General features: G+C 42.6%; 15 protein-coding genes. 12 read left to right on the top strand and 3 right to left on the bottom strand.

Annotation, left to right across the window (positions count from 1 at the left end; genetic code table 11):
* The first annotated feature begins 5 nt into the window (after window positions 1-5).
* The 9 genes from KPL72_RS13445 (at window position 6) to KPL72_RS13405 (ending at window position 8,287) form a co-directional block, all read left to right on the top strand.
* Window positions 6-758: an SDR family NAD(P)-dependent oxidoreductase gene (locus tag KPL72_RS13445; RefSeq protein WP_219703274.1), complete on the top strand. Its 753-nt coding sequence runs from the start codon at window positions 6-8 to the stop codon at window positions 756-758.
* A gap of 65 nt (window positions 759-823) precedes the next feature.
* A complete protein-coding gene (locus KPL72_RS13440) occupies window positions 824-2,074 on the top strand; it encodes an NAD(P)/FAD-dependent oxidoreductase (protein ID WP_219703273.1) in 1,251 nt (416 codons plus the stop codon).
* Window positions 2,068-2,853, top strand: a complete 786-nt coding sequence (locus KPL72_RS13435; RefSeq protein ID WP_219703272.1) for a DUF1365 domain-containing protein — start codon at window positions 2,068-2,070, stop codon at window positions 2,851-2,853. Before KPL72_RS13440 ends, KPL72_RS13435 begins: the two co-directional genes overlap by 7 nt.
* Before the next feature lie 39 nt (window positions 2,854-2,892).
* Window positions 2,893-4,161 carry an SAM-dependent methyltransferase gene (locus KPL72_RS13430; RefSeq protein ID WP_212916749.1) on the top strand — a complete coding sequence of 423 codons (1,269 nt, stop codon included), beginning with the start codon at window positions 2,893-2,895 and terminating at the stop codon, window positions 4,159-4,161.
* 14 nt (window positions 4,162-4,175) lie between these two features.
* Window positions 4,176-4,691: a DUF2878 domain-containing protein gene (locus tag KPL72_RS13425; protein WP_212916748.1), complete on the top strand. Its 516-nt coding sequence runs from the start codon at window positions 4,176-4,178 to the stop codon at window positions 4,689-4,691.
* Between the two features lie 25 nt (window positions 4,692-4,716).
* On the top strand, window positions 4,717-5,445 hold the full coding sequence (locus KPL72_RS13420) for a hypothetical protein (RefSeq protein WP_212916747.1): 729 nt from the start codon (window positions 4,717-4,719) through the stop codon (window positions 5,443-5,445).
* A gap of 36 nt (window positions 5,446-5,481) precedes the next feature.
* Window positions 5,482-6,039, top strand: coding sequence for a DUF3833 domain-containing protein (locus tag KPL72_RS13415; RefSeq protein WP_219703271.1), 558 nt, complete (start codon window positions 5,482-5,484; stop codon window positions 6,037-6,039).
* Between the two features lie 257 nt (window positions 6,040-6,296).
* Entirely contained in the window at window positions 6,297-7,850 is a 1,554-nt protein-coding gene (locus tag KPL72_RS13410) for an EAL domain-containing protein (protein WP_219703270.1), read from the top strand.
* 86 nt (window positions 7,851-7,936) lie between these two features.
* A complete protein-coding gene (locus KPL72_RS13405; RefSeq protein ID WP_212916744.1) occupies window positions 7,937-8,287 on the top strand; it encodes a DUF6164 family protein in 351 nt (116 codons plus the stop codon).
* A 24-nt stretch (window positions 8,288-8,311) separates the two neighbouring features.
* Here the strand turns inward: KPL72_RS13405 and KPL72_RS13400 are convergent, their stop codons facing one another.
* Window positions 8,312-9,277, bottom strand: coding sequence for a DMT family transporter (locus tag KPL72_RS13400; protein ID WP_219703269.1), 966 nt, complete (start codon window positions 9,275-9,277; stop codon window positions 8,312-8,314).
* Between the two features lie 110 nt (window positions 9,278-9,387).
* On the opposite strand from KPL72_RS13400, the gene KPL72_RS13395 reads away from it, so the two are divergent.
* Together KPL72_RS13395 and rlmF are read left to right on the top strand one after the other, a co-directional pair.
* Window positions 9,388-10,320, top strand: a complete 933-nt coding sequence (locus tag KPL72_RS13395) for a LysR family transcriptional regulator (protein ID WP_219703267.1) — start codon at window positions 9,388-9,390, stop codon at window positions 10,318-10,320.
* A 73-nt stretch (window positions 10,321-10,393) separates the two neighbouring features.
* Window positions 10,394-11,377, top strand: a complete 984-nt coding sequence (rlmF, locus tag KPL72_RS13390; protein WP_219703265.1) for a 23S rRNA (adenine(1618)-N(6))-methyltransferase RlmF — start codon at window positions 10,394-10,396, stop codon at window positions 11,375-11,377.
* A gap of 205 nt (window positions 11,378-11,582) precedes the next feature.
* On the opposite strand, the gene KPL72_RS13385 is transcribed toward rlmF, so the two are convergent.
* Both KPL72_RS13385 and KPL72_RS13380 read right to left on the bottom strand, forming a co-directional pair.
* Window positions 11,583-12,488: a pseudouridine-5'-phosphate glycosidase gene (locus tag KPL72_RS13385; RefSeq protein WP_212916740.1), complete on the bottom strand. Its 906-nt coding sequence runs from the start codon at window positions 12,486-12,488 to the stop codon at window positions 11,583-11,585.
* Window positions 12,485-13,561: a carbohydrate kinase gene (locus KPL72_RS13380; protein ID WP_219703263.1), complete on the bottom strand. Its 1,077-nt coding sequence runs from the start codon at window positions 13,559-13,561 to the stop codon at window positions 12,485-12,487. The genes KPL72_RS13385 and KPL72_RS13380 overlap by 4 nt, the downstream gene beginning before the upstream one ends.
* A gap of 175 nt (window positions 13,562-13,736) precedes the next feature.
* On the opposite strand from KPL72_RS13380, the gene KPL72_RS13375 reads away from it, so the two are divergent.
* Window positions 13,737-16,043 carry an EAL domain-containing protein gene (locus KPL72_RS13375; RefSeq protein WP_219703261.1) on the top strand — a complete coding sequence of 769 codons (2,307 nt, stop codon included), beginning with the start codon at window positions 13,737-13,739 and terminating at the stop codon, window positions 16,041-16,043.
* Window positions 16,044-16,080: the final 37 nt, after the last annotated feature.

The following is a 16,080-nucleotide window of genomic DNA, read 5'->3' as shown; positions in this document are numbered from 1 at the left end:
GTCCTATGAGTCAGGCAATGGATAAAAAAGTCGTTTGGATAACCGGAGCAAGTTCTGGTATAGGGCTTGCTTTAACTAAGCGTTATCTAGAAGACGGCTGGCGAGTGTTAGCTAGCGCAAGAAAGTCCGGTGAGCTTGAGGATCTATTAGAAGCGTTTGATAGCTTAGCCTTTGTGCCCTTTGACATGACCGATGACAGTCAGATCGAAGCGGTTCATGATACTTTGAGTTCCTATTCTGCTCATTTAGATTGTGCTGTATTGAATGCAGGAACCTGTGAATATTTAGATATTAATGAACCAGATTGGAAAATGATGGATCGCATAATGTCGGTTAATTTCTTTGGTCTAGTGAACAGTGTTGAAGTGTGTTTACCTTTGCTTAAAAAAGCATCAAGTCCGCATTTGGTGGGTGTGAGTTCTCAAGCTGTACAAGCCGCCTTCCCTCAAGCTGAAGCCTATGGAGCAAGTAAAGCCGCTATTCGATATTTCTTATCTTCTTTACGAATGGATCTAAAGCAATTTAATGTCGATGTCACCTGTTTATTGCCGGGTTTTGTTGATACGCCTTTGACGCAGAAAAACACCTTTTCTATGCCGTTTCTAATGTCACCGGATGATGCCGCAAAACGAATGTTTAACGCGTTAGAGTCTCGTCCATTCGAGTACGCCTTTCCAAAACGGCTAACGGCCATGTTGTGGGCAGGAAGACATTTTCCTAAATTATGGCTTTCGATGTTGGCGCCAAAAACTAAATAACGATTTCAAATCTAAAAACACCAGTTCAGCTGGTAATCACAAAATATGTTTTAAGGGGACAATGAGTGAAAATTGCCATTATTGGATCAGGGATTTCCGGTCTAACCAGCGCTTATCTTTTACAGCAGCAACATGATGTGACGGTGTTTGAATCTGCAGAGCGGATCGGCGGCCATACTGCGACCGTACAAGTAGAAGAAGCAGGGAGTACTCGGGCAATTGATACTGGCTTTATTGTCTTTAATGACTGGACTTACCCAAACTTCATTCGTTTGATGGACGAGTTAGGTGTGAAATCTAAAGCAACAGAAATGAGCTTTAGCGTCAGCTGTCAGCGTAGTGGATTAGAGTATGGTGGAAACAACTTAAACACCTTGTTTGCTCAGCGTCGAAACCTATTGAACTTCTCTTTTATTGGCATGTTAAAAGACATCCTACGTTTTAATAAAGAAGCCATTTTTGACCTAGAAAGCGGCCAGTTAAAAGAAGGCGTGACGCTTGGCGAATATCTAAAAGAAAAGGGTTACGGTAGCCGCTTTGCGAGCCATTACTTGATTCCTATGGGAAGCGCTATTTGGTCGTCTACCTTGGATGAAATGATGGAATTCCCTTTGGTATTCTTCGTTCGTTTCTTTAAAAATCATGGTTTATTGAGCGTTAATGATCGCCCGCAATGGCGAGTAATCGAAGGAGGTTCTTCGGCGTATTTACAGCCTCTGGTTGAAAAGTTCAAAGACAGAATCGAGCTTGGGGCAGATATTACTCAAGTGCATCGCTCTGAAGATAAAGTCATTATTCATTTTGGTGATGGCTCAGCACAAATTTTTGATCAAGTGGTATTCGCTTGTCACAGTGACGAAGCCTTGGCTTTGTTAGCTGATCCCTCCCAAGACGAGCAAGCAGTTTTGGGTGCGATTCCTTATCGAAATAACGACGTGGTACTTCACACCGACACACGACTTTTACCTAAGAAAAAGCTGGCTTGGTCGAGCTGGAATTATCACCTCGGCACGGATCGAACTAAACCTGCAACCCTTAGCTACAACATGAATATTCTGCAGCATTTTTCCAGCGACACGACTTATGTGGTGACCTTGAATCAGACGGATATGATCGCGGAAGACAAAATAGTTGGGCGCTTTCAGTATTCTCATCCTACCTTTACTTTGGAAGGCATCAAGGCTCAGGACCGTTGGTCAGAGATAAATGGTGTGAACAAAACATGGTTCTGTGGTGCCTATTGGCGCAACGGATTTCATGAAGATGGTTGCTGGAGCGGTGTTCGTGTCGCGAATGGACTTGGTGTTTCATGGTAGATTTTGTTCCTAAGCACAGTGCTATTTATCAGGGAATGGTGCGTCATCGTCGCTTCACTCCACGCGAACATGCGTTTCGTTATCGTGTTTTTATGATGTATTTCGATTTAGACGAGTTAGACGATGTGTTGGCGATGTGTCCTTGGTGGTCAATGAAGAATTGGTCTCTCGCTCGATTCTGTCGGAAGGATTATTTCGGGAACCAATCTCTTTCCATTAAACAATCGGTGTTGTCGGAAGTGAATGATCGTCTGGGGCTGAAGTTATCTGGCTCTGTGCGCATGCTGACCAATTGCCGCTACTTTGGCTTCATCATTAACCCCATTACCATCTATTACTGCTTTGATGAAAATGAGCAGCTGCAAGCCATGTTGCTTGAAGTGACAAACACGCCTTGGAACGAGAAAATACCTTACGTTTTAAAATGTGATCCAAGCGATCAAATGCAGCGTATTCAATTCAATAAGGCAATGCATGTGTCGCCTTTTCATCCGATGGAACATTTTTACGATTGGCGCAGCAATGTTCCGAATAAGAAGTTAGCTGTACACATGCAGAACAAAGAATTAGAGGGTGAGCAATGTGTGTTTGATGCCACATTGTCGCTGACTCGAATGACACTAACGTCAAACTCCATGGCTAGGGTGCTGTTTAATTACCCTGTCATGACGATGAAAGTCGCATTCGGTATTTATTGGCAAGCACTTAAGCTTTGGATGAAGAAAGTCCCTTTTTATTCACATCCGAATTCATCGTCTACCACTACTAAATTGAAATAATAAATTAAGTAGAACAAATGCATTAGGAGACTAACAAGTATGAACTCCGTCAGTATGGATAATCAAAAAGTGAGAAAAAATCGCACAACAACATGGTTTGATAATTTAGCCCGCAAAATGGTCTTTACTATGCTGGGTAAATTGGAAGTGGGTCATCTTACGTTGGAAGAGAATGGTGAAACCTATTCCTTTGGTGAAGCGAAAGATAATACTCAATACATTGCTCATATTCATGTTCACGATATTCATGCTTACCGAGATGTATTCCAAAACAGCAGTATCGGTGCGGGCGAAGCTTATATGAAAGGCTGGTGGTCGTCTTCAGACGTTGTTGGTGTTATTCGTTTGATGGTCGCTAACCTGAATTTAATCAATAAAATGGACGCGAAACGCCCAATCTGGAGCCGTATCGGTGCCAAAATTGTACACAAGTTAAATGCTAATACTAAAAAAGGCTCAAAGGACAATATTTCTGCTCATTATGATTTGGGTAATGACTTTTTCTCTTTGTTTTTAGATCCAACCATGATGTATTCCTCCGCGGTTTATCCTCAGATTAACTCCTCTTTAGAAGAAGCGTCGGTGAATAAACTGGATCGTATTTGCCAAAAACTTCAGCTTAGTGAAGATGATCATCTTTTAGAAATTGGCACAGGCTGGGGCGGGATGGCGATTCATGCCGCGAAGCATTATGGTTGCCAAGTGACTACTACGACTATCTCGAAAGAGCAGTACGAATTTGCCAAAGCGCGGGTTGAAGCCGAAGGCTTGCAAGACAAGATCACTTTGTTGCTTGAAGATTATCGTGATCTTCAAGGCCAATACGACAAACTCGTATCTATCGAAATGATAGAAGCGGTCGGCCACGAATACTATGACAGTTATTTTTCTAAGTGCAGTGCGCTATTGAAACCGCACGGTGTCATGGTGATTCAAGCTATCACTATTGCTGATCAGCGCTATGATTACGCACGCAGCTCTGTGGACTTTATCCAGCGTTATATTTTCCCTGGTGGTTGTTTACCATCCAACCAAGTGATTGCTCACAAGATTGCTTCTAAAACAGACATGCAGATTGTCGGGCTAGAAGACATCACTGAACATTACGCGAAAACTCTTGCGGATTGGCGTACACGTTTTCATGCGGCACGTCGTGAAGTAACCGACATGGGATTCGATGATGTGTTTTGTCGCATGTGGGACTTTTATCTAGCTTATTGTGAAGGTGGTTTTAAAGAGCGAGCCATTAGTACAGGACAGTTTGTTTTTGCTAAGCCGGATCATCGCTTGTCGATTGGCACTAAGTAAATGGAGTAAATGGCATGAAACCTTTGATGAATGCCATTTTGTTTCAAGTCGTTTGGTTTGTCTGCTTGCTTGCTGGTAATGCTTGGGCATTGGTCGCCACTTTGGCTTATCTTTTTTTGCATGATCGCTATTTTATGCATTCTCGTAGAGAATGGCGTCTGCTGTTTTCCTTCCTAGCACTAGGTGTCGTCATTGATGGTACTTTGTTTCAAATCGGAGTGTTTTCATCGAACGTAACATTGTTTGGACAAACAGCATTGCCGCCCATTTGGTTGCTCTGTCTTTGGGTTTGCGTCGGTACCTTATTTGCTCATAGTTTGGCTTTTTTGCGCTCACGTTATGTTTTGAGCGCTGTAATGGGCGTAGTTGGGCCAACGATGAGTTATTTTGCTGGTGCTAATTTAGCCGGTATCAGCTTGGCAGAACCTGTGATCTTGACTCTTTTTATAGTAGCGATTATTTGGTCTTTGGTGTTACCGTTGGGCGTATGGCTTTGTGAAAAATGGGCCTTGTTTCAAAGAGAGCATTAGTTAAAAAGTGAGGATAGATAAGAAAATGAAGCGTTCTTTCGTATTTTTTCCGCAGCAGCGGTTTTTTATAGCAGCCCTTTGTGCCTTCTTCTTTAGCTCTTTCTGTTTGGCCGATACATCTTTTTCAAAAATAGTAGGCAGTGCTTATAGTGTGAAAACAGGTGCTTTGTTGTATAGAGAAACTCACGAGAAACTCAGCGACGAAGCTTACAATGTAGAATATTCAGAGCCTGATGGTCGTGTTTTTGGGCATAAAAAACTCGATTTTTCTCAGTCGAAGATGACACCTAGCTTTTCTCAGGTTAATGAGCGTAATGGCGAAAAGATTGGAGTCACTCAGTCTGGTGGGAAATTAAACATCGTTTATCAAGAAAATCGTGCTGCTAAAGAAGAAAAAGCCTCTGTGAAACTTGCGGCAGGTATGATTGTCGATGCTGGCTTTGATGCATTCATCAAACAGTACTGGGATGCCTTAGAAGCAGGTAAAAACATGGATATTGAATATCTAGTGCCCAGCAAACAAACAACCTTTTCCTTCCGTTTTAGCAAAGCCTCCTGTGTGGAAGGTACTGCGGACGGCGCTCAGTGTTTCGCACTTACTCCAGTATCTTGGTTGGTAAAATTGGCGGTCGATCCTATTGTGGTTGCTTATGACCCAGCAGACAAAAGATTATTACGCTTTACTGGTCGAGCAAATATTTGTGATGAACAAGGTAAATATCAAACAGTCGATATTCAATACCATTATATGTAATTTATTTTCAACGTTAGCTTAGGAGAAGTAAGTAATATGAGACATCTGTTCCGATCTGTTACGGGTAAACTCACTGTTTTACTGTGTGTATTATTGCTTACGGCATGCTCTACGTCTGATGTGTCTTTGTACGCTAAAAATGAGCCAAAGTTTGACTTACAAAGTTTCTTTACTGGGCCTTTAACTGCGCATGGCATTTTGAAAAATCGTAGCGGTGAAGTGACTCGTTATTTCAATGCTACGTTAGAAGGTCGTTGGAAAGGTGGTGTTGGCATATTAGCTGAGAAATTTGTGTTTGATGATGGTGAAATCCAACATAGAACTTGGATTATGACGCCAAATGAGCAGGGCGAATACTCAGCAACAGCGAATGATGTAGTTGGATCTGGTGACATTAAAATATCCGGTAATGCCTTGTTTATGAATTATGTCTTACAAGTTCCCTATGATGGTGACTTAATCGATGTGAATGTTGATGATCGTATGTACATGGTAAAAGAAGGTGTGGTTATCAACGAATCTGTGATGAAAAAATTTGGGGTCGAAGTGGGTTACTTAACTATTGTTATTGAAAAAACACCTCAACAGTACTGAGTAATTTAGTGGTATTCTGACTTTTTACCCAGAAATGAATAATGCTTAAGAGACTTTATTACTAAGCTGGATAGAGGTAGTGAGTGTAAGGATTATCTTCTAGGTTATGCATAAAAGACTGCTTTAAAGCGGTCTTTTTTATTGGTACTTTTAAATATCTGTGTAATTATGCGGATATTTTCATGACCCTATAAATAGTATGTTTATGTGGTTAGATTAAGTATGTTGTTAGATATTAAATGTAGGGAGGCGGCTTTGTGTTTAAAAATATCAGTGCATTAATGCCCTCGAAAAAAAAAGTACTTTCTTTTTATGGCCTTCTATCCCTATTTCTCATTCTGACCCTTTTCACTTTAGGGCTTTATCTTTCTTTATTAAACGATTTAGAAAATAAAACCACAGCCGCTAAACGTGCTTTATCTGAGCGAATGGATGGCATTTTTACTGAGCTAAAGCAGGTTACAGATGATGCTGATTTGTCATGTGACAGGGATAATATCAAGCTGTTACGTCGAGCAACATTTTATTCGCCCACCTTTAAAGAGATTGGCTTATTTAACTCTAATTTTAAGGTTTATTGCTCTAATCTAGGTCCCGCTAATATCAAGATATATGACTCTATTATCTCTCGTATTAAAGGTAGTGCAGATAGAAAAACGGTTTCACTCATGCGCTCTAATACCTTGAGTGAGTCGACTTTTTTTGCTTTTTATCAAAGAAGCGACGGTCTTGGTGCTAATGGGCTAGCTCCACCAGATAGGATTGCCATCAGCGTTGATATAATACTCTTGCCAGATTATTTCTATGAGTTGACTCTGGGCAAGCAAATTCTTTCTTCCAATAGAGAAGGTATTGATTCAAGTGTTATGGCTGAACAAGAAGCGTCTTTGGCTGATTGGTCTATGTCATTGGTCGTACTTTTGCCTTCAAGTCTATACTGGCGGCACTTCTGGTCGCTCTTGCCGGTTATGCTAATTTGTTGGGCGCTGTTGTTAGCTGCATTTTTTATCGGGCATTTCGTACTGGTTTATTATCGTCGTTCTTTGCGCCACTGCATCAAACGAGCGATTAAAAGTGAGACCATGGAAGTACACTTCCAGCCTATTGTTTCGCTTAATGCTGGTTGCTTTCATGAAATGGAAGCGCTTATCCGTTGGCGTTCCTTTCGCCATGGTCAGGTTTCGCCATTGGTCATTGTAGATATGGCAGATCGACTTGGCCTGATTGATGACCTTACTTGGATGGTAATTCGAAAAGTTGGGGACTTTTATAGAGAGTATCCGGAGCAATTACGTAATATAAAAACGGCTGTCAATGTTGATAGACACAGCTTACTTAAAGACGGTTTTGCTGACACCTTGGCTACTATTCTTGAAGAGTACCCAGAGTTAAAAGGTCGACTAGGGCTGGAAGTCACTGAAACCAGTGCATTAAACGCTGTGGAGTTGCCTTTGATGGTGAGTCGTTTTGAACACATTAAAGCCTTGGGTGTCGGTTTGTCCGTGGATGATTTTGGAACGGGCTATGCAGGTTTAGATTTTCTTCGGCGTTTCCCATACGACACATTAAAGTTGGATCAAGTCTTTATTGCTAGTTTGAAAGATGATCAATTTACCCGTCAGATACTTACCTCGGTTACCAAATTAGCAAAAGAGTTAAACATGGAGCTGGTGGCTGAAGGTGTTGAGCGAGAAGACCAATTAAACGCAGTTCGAGAACTTGGCGTAGACAGAGTGCAAGGTTACTACTTCTGCCGGCCTTTACCGAAAGAGCAAGTTATTGCCTGGTTTGAAGAAAACACTATTAAATAAAGACGCTATTGCGATACTAGATTGTATTATGTGTCCGCTTCTCTTACCCTCTATCGCTCAATTTCTACGCTCAAGGTTTTTACAATATGGCAACTCTGGTTTTTCGGCTTAAATATGTTCCTGATGAGGAAGCGGATGATATTCGTCAACTATTAACCGACCACGATATTGCCTTCTACGAAACCACTGCAGGGCGCTGGCAAATTTCCATGGCTGGTCTGTGGGTAAAAGACAAAGAGCAAGCCATCAAAGCAAGAGAGTTAATTCGAGAAGACCAAATTGCCCGAGCTCAAACCATGCGTCCCATCACTTTTGGGCAATGGATATTGGGTTATTTACAACACGCTCGTCAGAATCCTACGGAAGCAATTTTTACTCTAATCGCCGTGTTGATTATTTTAGGTATTTCAATTATTCCATTTACGTTATGGCTGTAACCGCCTAAAGCTTTGAAGATCAAATTAAGCCGCTTCACTGAGTGACTTTGTTAGTAACGCGGCTTTACGCTGAACTCTTGCACTAATCAATTGCACGTTAATCGCACTGACGATAACAATTAACATTCCAAATAAACTTAACAAGTCAGCATGAGATGAGCTAATACTGCTCGTCCACCATCCAAAGGCGACACAAAGCTCGGTCAGTATAAATGCCATTACAGGCGTCAAAGCAACAGACGCGCTTACTTGCACTGTTTGCCAATAACGCATGGCTTGCGCAAAAGCGCCATAAGCGATAAGTGTATTAAGACAGCAAAATGCCGCAATCCAAGCATCATCAGAAGACATCTTTAATAGCTCGCTTGGCGATGAAAATGGCAGCATAACGATCAAGGCATAAATATAAATCGCCAGTAAAATATTGGACGGTGCTAGATGTTTGAACAAAGATTTTTGCAGTAATGCATACATAGACCACGCTGCGGCAGACATTTGAACAATAGCAAAACCAACCCAAATTGAGCCTTGACCACCTTGCCCAAAAATAGGGTGGAAGAATACCAACATCCCTAGACCTATTCCCACAAAACATAGCCATTGTTGCCAGTTAATGTTTTCTTTCAGAAAGAACAAACCACCTAAGGCGAGAAACAACGGTGCAATTTGAAAACTCAATTGCGCTGAACCCGGTAATAAAAAGTTCAAGCTCCACGCAAAGCTGGTGTAGTTAATAATCAAAAAGGTTCCTGCAGCGAAAAGACGTAGCCAGTCATTTTTAGACAAGGATTTAAATTCTCCTAGCTTGCCGCGTTGCCATTGCCATAAGCCCAATATGATACCCGCTATAGAAAAGCGCAGCCAAGTCAGAGTAATCGGATCGGAAAATCCACCTGATAGTTTAAGAGCAATAGGAAGCATTCCCCAAAACAGCACGGTAACAGAACTAAAAAAGAGGCCGTACAAGAAAGTCTGTTTTGCAGTTAACATGGCAGTAGCCTTTTAAATTAAGTGAACCAGAAATGCCATAATGGCTTCCCCCCTCTGTTAAATCCAATGCATAATAGTTCTAATCATTATGCATAAATCGAGATTTGGTCATGATCCCTAGTTCGCTACAACATTTGGATCTTAAATCCTTAACTGGACTTCTATATTTATTGGAAGAGCGTAACGTTGGCCGGGCGGCGGATCGCCTGTATTTAAGCCAATCAGCCATGAGTCGATTGCTTAATCGACTACGTGACGCTTTTGATGATCCTTTGTTTATTCGTACCTCAAAAGGCATGGTGCCAACATCAAAAGCATTAGCACTAGAAGCGCCATTAAAGTTAATGATGGAACAAATGGCGGGGCTGGAGTCTCCTCCAGACTTTCAACCGCAAAGCAGCAACCGTGTTTTCCGCTTACAAACCACCCATTATCAGGCTCAAGCCTATGTGCCAGCTATAGCGGAACGCTTTTACCAAGAAGCGCCATTCGCCTCTTTGGAAACAACGACTATTACTGAAACCAGTTTAATCAGTCAAACCGAGCATTCTGTCGATGTGGTGTTATGTAGTGAATACATTGAGATTCCGAATACCTACCGCAAAGTTTTGTTGGGGCGTGAAAAGTTTCGCTGCATCATGTCGAATAATCACCCACTTGCTAAGCAAGACAAAATTAGTCTTGATGAATATTTAAGCTTTTCCCATGTGCTGGTTAGTATGGGCGGAACTCGACGCGTGGTGAGTGATTTTGTTTTGGCTGACAGGGCCCATGAACGGCGTTTTGCATTTCGTACGCCGTACTTTTTGTCTGCGTTAGAAACAGTAGGGCGTACTTCGTTGTTAATTAGTACCAGCGGTTTATTGGCAGAGCGATTTTGTGATCAATTTAACCTTACAATGAAACCGCTGCCCGTTGAATTTCCTGATTCAAAATATTTTTTAAGTTGGCCAAAAAGTATTGAGCGAGACCCTGCCGTTGAATGGTTTAGAAAGCTCACAGAAGAGGTGGCAAAAAGCTTAATTCCTTACCCAGAACCGTAACCTTCCAGCACATTTAGTCCAAGCTGAGGAATTCGGTTATACTCGCGTTTTGGTTTAAAACAATGGCATCACAGTGGTCTTAAAAAGCAAGAATACGAAAAGCAAACGCACCAATAAATTAGAGCTTCATCCTCGTAACCCGCATCGTGCGCGCTACGATTTTGCCCTATTGGCGGATTCTTGCCCTGAATTATCTGGTTTTATTCAACTCAATCAATACGGTAATGAGTCAGTGGACTTTGCCAATCCTGATGCGGTGAAAACCTTAAACCGTGCCTTGCTTAGTCATTTCTATGGTGTTGCCTTTTGGGATATTCCACCGGGTTATCTTTGTCCACCTATTCCTGGGCGAGCGGATTACATTCATTATTTAGCTGATTTACTGGCCGCCAGTAATCAGGGCGTGATTCCTCGTGGCAAAGGTATAAAAGTTTTGGATGTTGGTGTTGGTGCAAACTGTGTGTATCCGATTATTGGTCATCAAGAATATGGCTGGCAGTTTGTTGGTTCCGATGTGAATCCTGTTGCTGTGGCAACCTGTGACACCATTGTGAAATCTAACGCTTGTCTCAAAGGCGTGATTAGTGCGCGCTTGCAAACTCAACCCACTAAGCTTTTTGATGGTGTGTGGAAGGAAAAAGATCGCTTTGATTTGACCTTATGTAATCCGCCATTTCATACCAGCGAATCGGCAATGATTGACGAATCTCAGCGAAAATGGCGTGGTGTGAAAGGCAAAACAACGACGACGGAAAAGCCTGTGCTGAACTTTGGCGGTACAGCCGCAGAATTATGGTGTGATGGCGGCGAAGCTGGCTTTGTCTCGCGCATGGTAAAAGAAAGTGTGCAGTACGCTGATCGTTGTTTTTGGTTTACCTCTTTAGTGGCGCGTCAGGGCAATTTAGAGGCGATTTATCGCACATTAAAGGAAGTCGGTGCTCGCCAAGTGAAAACGATTGAAATGGCGCAAGGCCAGAAAATTAGTCGATTTGTCGCGTGGAGTTTCCTCGGAGACGATCAAATCGACTACTGGAAAGGCAATTATTGGCAAAGCTAATCTCTTAGTGTGAATTCCCCGCGAAGAGAGGCTAAACGGCTTCCGTTGATCTTGTAGGTCGCGCATTTATGCCGACAAAAAACTCACCACGACAAATTACGTCTTGTCGGGCTAAAGCCACGACCTACAAAAACCAATATAAATCAACCAATTGTAGGCTAGTTAGACATGACAAACGTAGGTGTTTGCCATGTAGTTCGCTTGGTTAAAGTGCGGAGGCGATTTCGGCAGCAAGGCGAGCGTTGTTAAACACCAGCTGAATATTACTGGCTAAACTGTCGCCACCGGTTAATTCCGCCACGCGTGCTAGCAAGAAGGGGGTGGACTCTTTACCTGCTACGCCTTGTGCTTCCATCTCTGTTAATGCCTGATTAATAGCAGCATCAATGGCCGCTTTATCCATCGCAAACTCTTCCGGAATTGGGTTCGCGATAATCGCTCCACCGTGCAATTGCATTCCCCATTTTGCCTTAATAAAGTCGGCAATATCGCCAGCAGACTGCATGTTGTAATCTACTGTTTGATCACTTTCGCGAGTATAAAAAGCAGGCAGCATATCGGTTTTATAGCCTAATACTGGCACGCCTTGAGTTTCCAAATATTCACGTGTTAGAGCAAGATCAAGAATCGACTTTGCGCCGGCACAGACAACGGCTACATTAGTTTTGGCCAACTCCTGTAAATCCGCTGAAATATCAAAGGTTTGCTGTGCGCCGCGGTGAACGCCACCAATGCCACCAGTGGCAAATACTTTAATACCAGCCATTGCCGCAATAATCATTGTCGCTGCAACCGTGGTTGCACCGTGTTGTTTTTGTGCGACAACAAAGGGTAAATCACGGCGTGAGCATTTGGTCACAGACAAGCCAGCTTTTGCCAAAGTATCAATTTCATCATTACTTAATCCCGCTTTCAGGCGGCCATCAATAATGGCGATAGTCGCAGGAACGGCGCCATTATCACGGATGATTTGCTCTACTTTCTTGGCAGTTTCGGCATTTTGTGGCCACGGCATGCCATGAGAAATAATGGTGCTTTCTAAGGCGACAACAGGTTTTCCTGCCGCAATGGCTGCGGCAACATCTGGGTGTATGTCTAGGTATTGATTCATAGTTTTTCTATCCATTGAGTTACATTTTGAACAGTAAGTTCTGGGTGATTTGCGTGAGGGCTTTCTAATGTCATCGCGGCGCAAGCCAGAGCAAAAGATAGAGCCTGATCGAGGTTTTTGTTCTGCTGACGAGCACTTATATAACCTGCCAACAATGCGTCACCGGCACCGCTGTCGCTAACTGATGAGCTTGGGTGGCAAGCTTTGCGTTGGCTGTATTCTACGTTAGCAAAAAGCACGCCTTGGCTACCAAGGCTGAGCAATATTTCTTCAACGCCAGCGTTAAGTAAGGCTTCTGCTAGTTTTTCTGGTTCTGTTTCATTGCTATCAAGAATGGCTCTAGCTTCATCTTGATTGACTTTTAATAGGCTCAATTGCGGCAAGATAGAGCGTAATCTAGGCGCTTTTGCGGTGGACACTGCATCGGCAATAAAGCGTGCCGACAGAGGTTGTTTTGCCAACCATTCGATAACCTCGGCTGACAAATTCGCATCGATAATAATGCTGTAAGCGCTTTGTAATAATGCCTGCTTGCTACTAAGTTTTTGCTCATCTAGTGTGTCAATGATGCGCATATCAGCAATCGCTGCTTGCAACTGACCATTATCATTGTTGATGGCTAAGTAAGTACCCGTTGGTAAGGTGTCATGACGTAAAACGTTATGGGTTTCGACGCCACTTAAACGAGTTTGCTCAATAAGCCAATCTCCGCGTTGATCCAGTCCAATGGGGGCGACCAAATGTACATGTTCACCCAGACGAGCTAAGTTTTCAGCGATATTTCGACCGACTCCGCCAGGGCTCTGGCTAATGGTTCCTGGGTTTGAATCACCAGATTTTAAGGTCGCGTTGCTATGACCATTGATATCGACATTGGCACCACCGAGAACAACATAAGCGTTTTGTTCGGCGAGTAAGTAGCCTTTCCCTAGGATATAACCCTGTCGAGTGAGTTGCATTATATGCCCTGCAACCGATTCTCTGCTCATACCTAGTCGATCGGCAATCGCTTGTTGTGAGGCTAGAGGATCTAATTTGATGGCTTCGTAGACGCGATAAGTTTGCTCTTTCATATGGCCACTAACAGAAGTTTAAAAAAATAACTTAAGTTAATTTTTGTTGATATACAAGTGTATTAGGTCTGATATAGCATAAACATGTTATAAGCCCTATTATTCTTGATCATCCGTTGTGTTTTTGGAATTTAAGCTAAGCAGGCTAGGTCATTAGCATTAAAGAGGTTTTAAGGTGTTAAAAAGCTTTCAAGCACGACTCATTATGTTTGTCTTAGTGTTGCTTGCGCTGGTTCAATTAGGAACGGCGTTAGCTGTATTGTCGTCTCTAAAAGAGGATAACTACAGGCAAGGCGTTCATTCCATCGACGTATCACGCAATGTCTTCGATTTATTTTTAGAAGCACGCGCAGAACAGTTAACCAAAGGCGTTGAAATATTGACCTCTGACTTTGGTTTTAAGCAAGCGGTAGCGACCAGAGAAACCGGCACAATTCGTTCTGTTTTACAAAATCATGGTGCGCGAATAAACGCGGATATCTCACTTCTTGTTTCCCCTCAAGGTGAATTGATTACGGCCACTCAAGAGCTGAATATTAACAATACGATTGCAGAGCTAGTTTTTGCCGCACGTCGTTCAGGTGGTTCATCCATCAGTACTATGATTGCCTTTGATAATCGTGCTTATCAGCTGGTTTTGGTGCCTATAAAAGCACCCAATGTAGTGGCGTGGGTTGGGATGGCTTTTTTGCTAGATCAAGCTTTGGCTGAGCAGATTAAAAATGTCACAGGATTAGACATCAGTTTTGTCTATGAAGTTGATAATGAACACTCTCTTTCTGGTGGATCGACCCTGCCGTTAGAAGAGAAAGATGCTCTACTGAAGGATATTGGTAACGTTGAAAGTATTCTTAAATCTCCCGTTTTTTCTAATGATGAAAAGTATCTATCGCTCGGTGTAGATCTTGGGATGCCAAATCAATGGGGCATTATTCATCTGCCTTACGGTCCTTGGCTACAGAGTTACAACAACACTCGTAACCAGTTAGTTTTGATCTTTACTGGTGCGCTGGCGCTGGCGCTGCTTTTTGGTATTGCTCTTGCCCGAAATATGACTCAGCCGATTAGCCGTTTGGTCGACTACGCCAAGCAAATTGGTCAGGGTGGTAATAAAGAAAAAATTAGTGCGCCGAGTATGGTTGGCGAATTTGGCGTTTTATCCCATACCATGAAGACAATGCAAGACTCGATTATTAATAGGGAAGAAGAGCTGACCTATCGAGCTTCCCATGATCAGCTCACAGGTTTGTTCAATCAGAGTGCAGTAGAGCAGTATTTAAGCGACACATTACCCAAAGAACAGGGTGGTTTAGTGCTTGTTAATATTCGTCACTTTAAAGATATCAATAATATGTTGGGATTTGATGTCGGCAATGCCTTGCTTTCAAAAGTGGCGGAACGTCTTCAAACATGGGGGCATGATGCCAATATGTTGGCTCGATTAAGCGGTGATAAGTTTTTGCTGATTTTTGGTCGTCCAATAACTGAGCAAGATTGTAGCGATTTAAAATGTCTGTTTAGTGAAGAGTTTGAAGTAGAAAAAGGCTCTGGAATTCGTCTTGATATTAGTATTGCTATATTGCCATTTGAACATGCTACGGCCAGTGTAAATAGCGCCATGCGCCGCTTGGATATTGTGGCTGATGAAGCACGAGAATCAAGCGAGTTATGTGTTTTTTATGAAGTCGGTCAGGATGAAAACCACCGTCGTCAGCTGACAATTATCCGAGATCTGCCTAGTGCGTTGAAGAGCAACCAACTGTTTGTTGTTTATCAACCTAAAGTGGGTTTAGCAGATAATGATTGCAATGAAGCTGAAGCTTTGATTCGCTGGATTCATCCCGAATTAGGTTTTCTTCCACCCGATGAGTTTATTTCTTTGTTAGAACACGCTGGCAGCATCCAACAGTTAACAAAATGGGTGCTGAATACTGTGTTGTCCCAACTGAGTAAATGGTGGGCAGAAGGGCTTGAGATACGTGTAGCAGTCAATTTATCTGCTCATGATCTGTTAGACGAACAATTGCCATTTATTGTGTCTGAAGCATTGCTAGCGAATCGTTTACCAACTCGTGCTTTGGCGCTAGAAGTCACAGAAAGTGCCGTAATGAAAGATCGAGCGAAAGTTATTAATGTCTTGAAGGCTTTGCAAGAAATGGGCGTTCACCTTGCTATTGATGATTTTGGTACGGGACAGTCATCATTAGCTTATTTGCGTGAGTTACCGGTGAATGAAGTAAAAATCGATCGAGCTTTTATCCAATTTATTGATAGCAATAAAGGCGACGAGTTTATTACCAAGGCGACCATTGAGCTGTCTCACAGTTTGGGCTTTCAGGTAACCGCTGAAGGCGCTGAGAATGCGGAGGGAACGGCGCTTTTAAGACAATATCATTGTGATAAAATACAAGGCTATTTTTTCTCTAAGCCTTTGGTTGCAGAAGAGTTCTTTAAATGGCGTGAAGCTTTTCATAAACGATAAATGACAATAAGAGATCAATCTTACACGCCGCTAACGT

Origin of the sequence: Marinomonas lutimaris (assembly GCF_019426345.1) — a bacterium.
In the GTDB taxonomy this organism is placed as follows: Bacteria; Pseudomonadota; Gammaproteobacteria; order Pseudomonadales; family Marinomonadaceae; genus Marinomonas; species Marinomonas lutimaris.
This window is presented reverse-complemented; position numbering and strand designations above follow the sequence as displayed.

Bases quoted from the DNA above. Each gene is read 5' to 3' on its own strand.
- KPL72_RS13445 (WP_219703274.1), top strand. From the start codon at position 6: ATGAGTCAGGCAATGGATAAAAAAGTCGTTTGGATAACCGGAGCAAGT.
- KPL72_RS13435 (WP_219703272.1), top strand. From the start codon at position 2,068: ATGGTAGATTTTGTTCCTAAGCACAGTGCTATTTATCAGGGAATGGTG.
- KPL72_RS13430 (WP_212916749.1), top strand. From the start codon at position 2,893: ATGAACTCCGTCAGTATGGATAATCAAAAAGTGAGAAAAAATCGCACA.
- KPL72_RS13425 (WP_212916748.1), top strand. From the start codon at position 4,176: ATGAAACCTTTGATGAATGCCATTTTGTTTCAAGTCGTTTGGTTTGTC.
- KPL72_RS13420 (WP_212916747.1), top strand. From the start codon at position 4,717: ATGAAGCGTTCTTTCGTATTTTTTCCGCAGCAGCGGTTTTTTATAGCA.
- KPL72_RS13415 (WP_219703271.1), top strand. From the start codon at position 5,482: ATGAGACATCTGTTCCGATCTGTTACGGGTAAACTCACTGTTTTACTG.
- KPL72_RS13405 (WP_212916744.1), top strand. From the start codon at position 7,937: ATGGCAACTCTGGTTTTTCGGCTTAAATATGTTCCTGATGAGGAAGCG.
- KPL72_RS13400 (WP_219703269.1), bottom strand. From the start codon at position 9,277: ATGTTAACTGCAAAACAGACTTTCTTGTACGGCCTCTTTTTTAGTTCT.
- KPL72_RS13395 (WP_219703267.1), top strand. From the start codon at position 9,388: ATGATCCCTAGTTCGCTACAACATTTGGATCTTAAATCCTTAACTGGA.
- KPL72_RS13385 (WP_212916740.1), bottom strand. From the start codon at position 12,488: ATGAATCAATACCTAGACATACACCCAGATGTTGCCGCAGCCATTGCG.
- KPL72_RS13380 (WP_219703263.1), bottom strand. From the start codon at position 13,561: ATGAAAGAGCAAACTTATCGCGTCTACGAAGCCATCAAATTAGATCCT.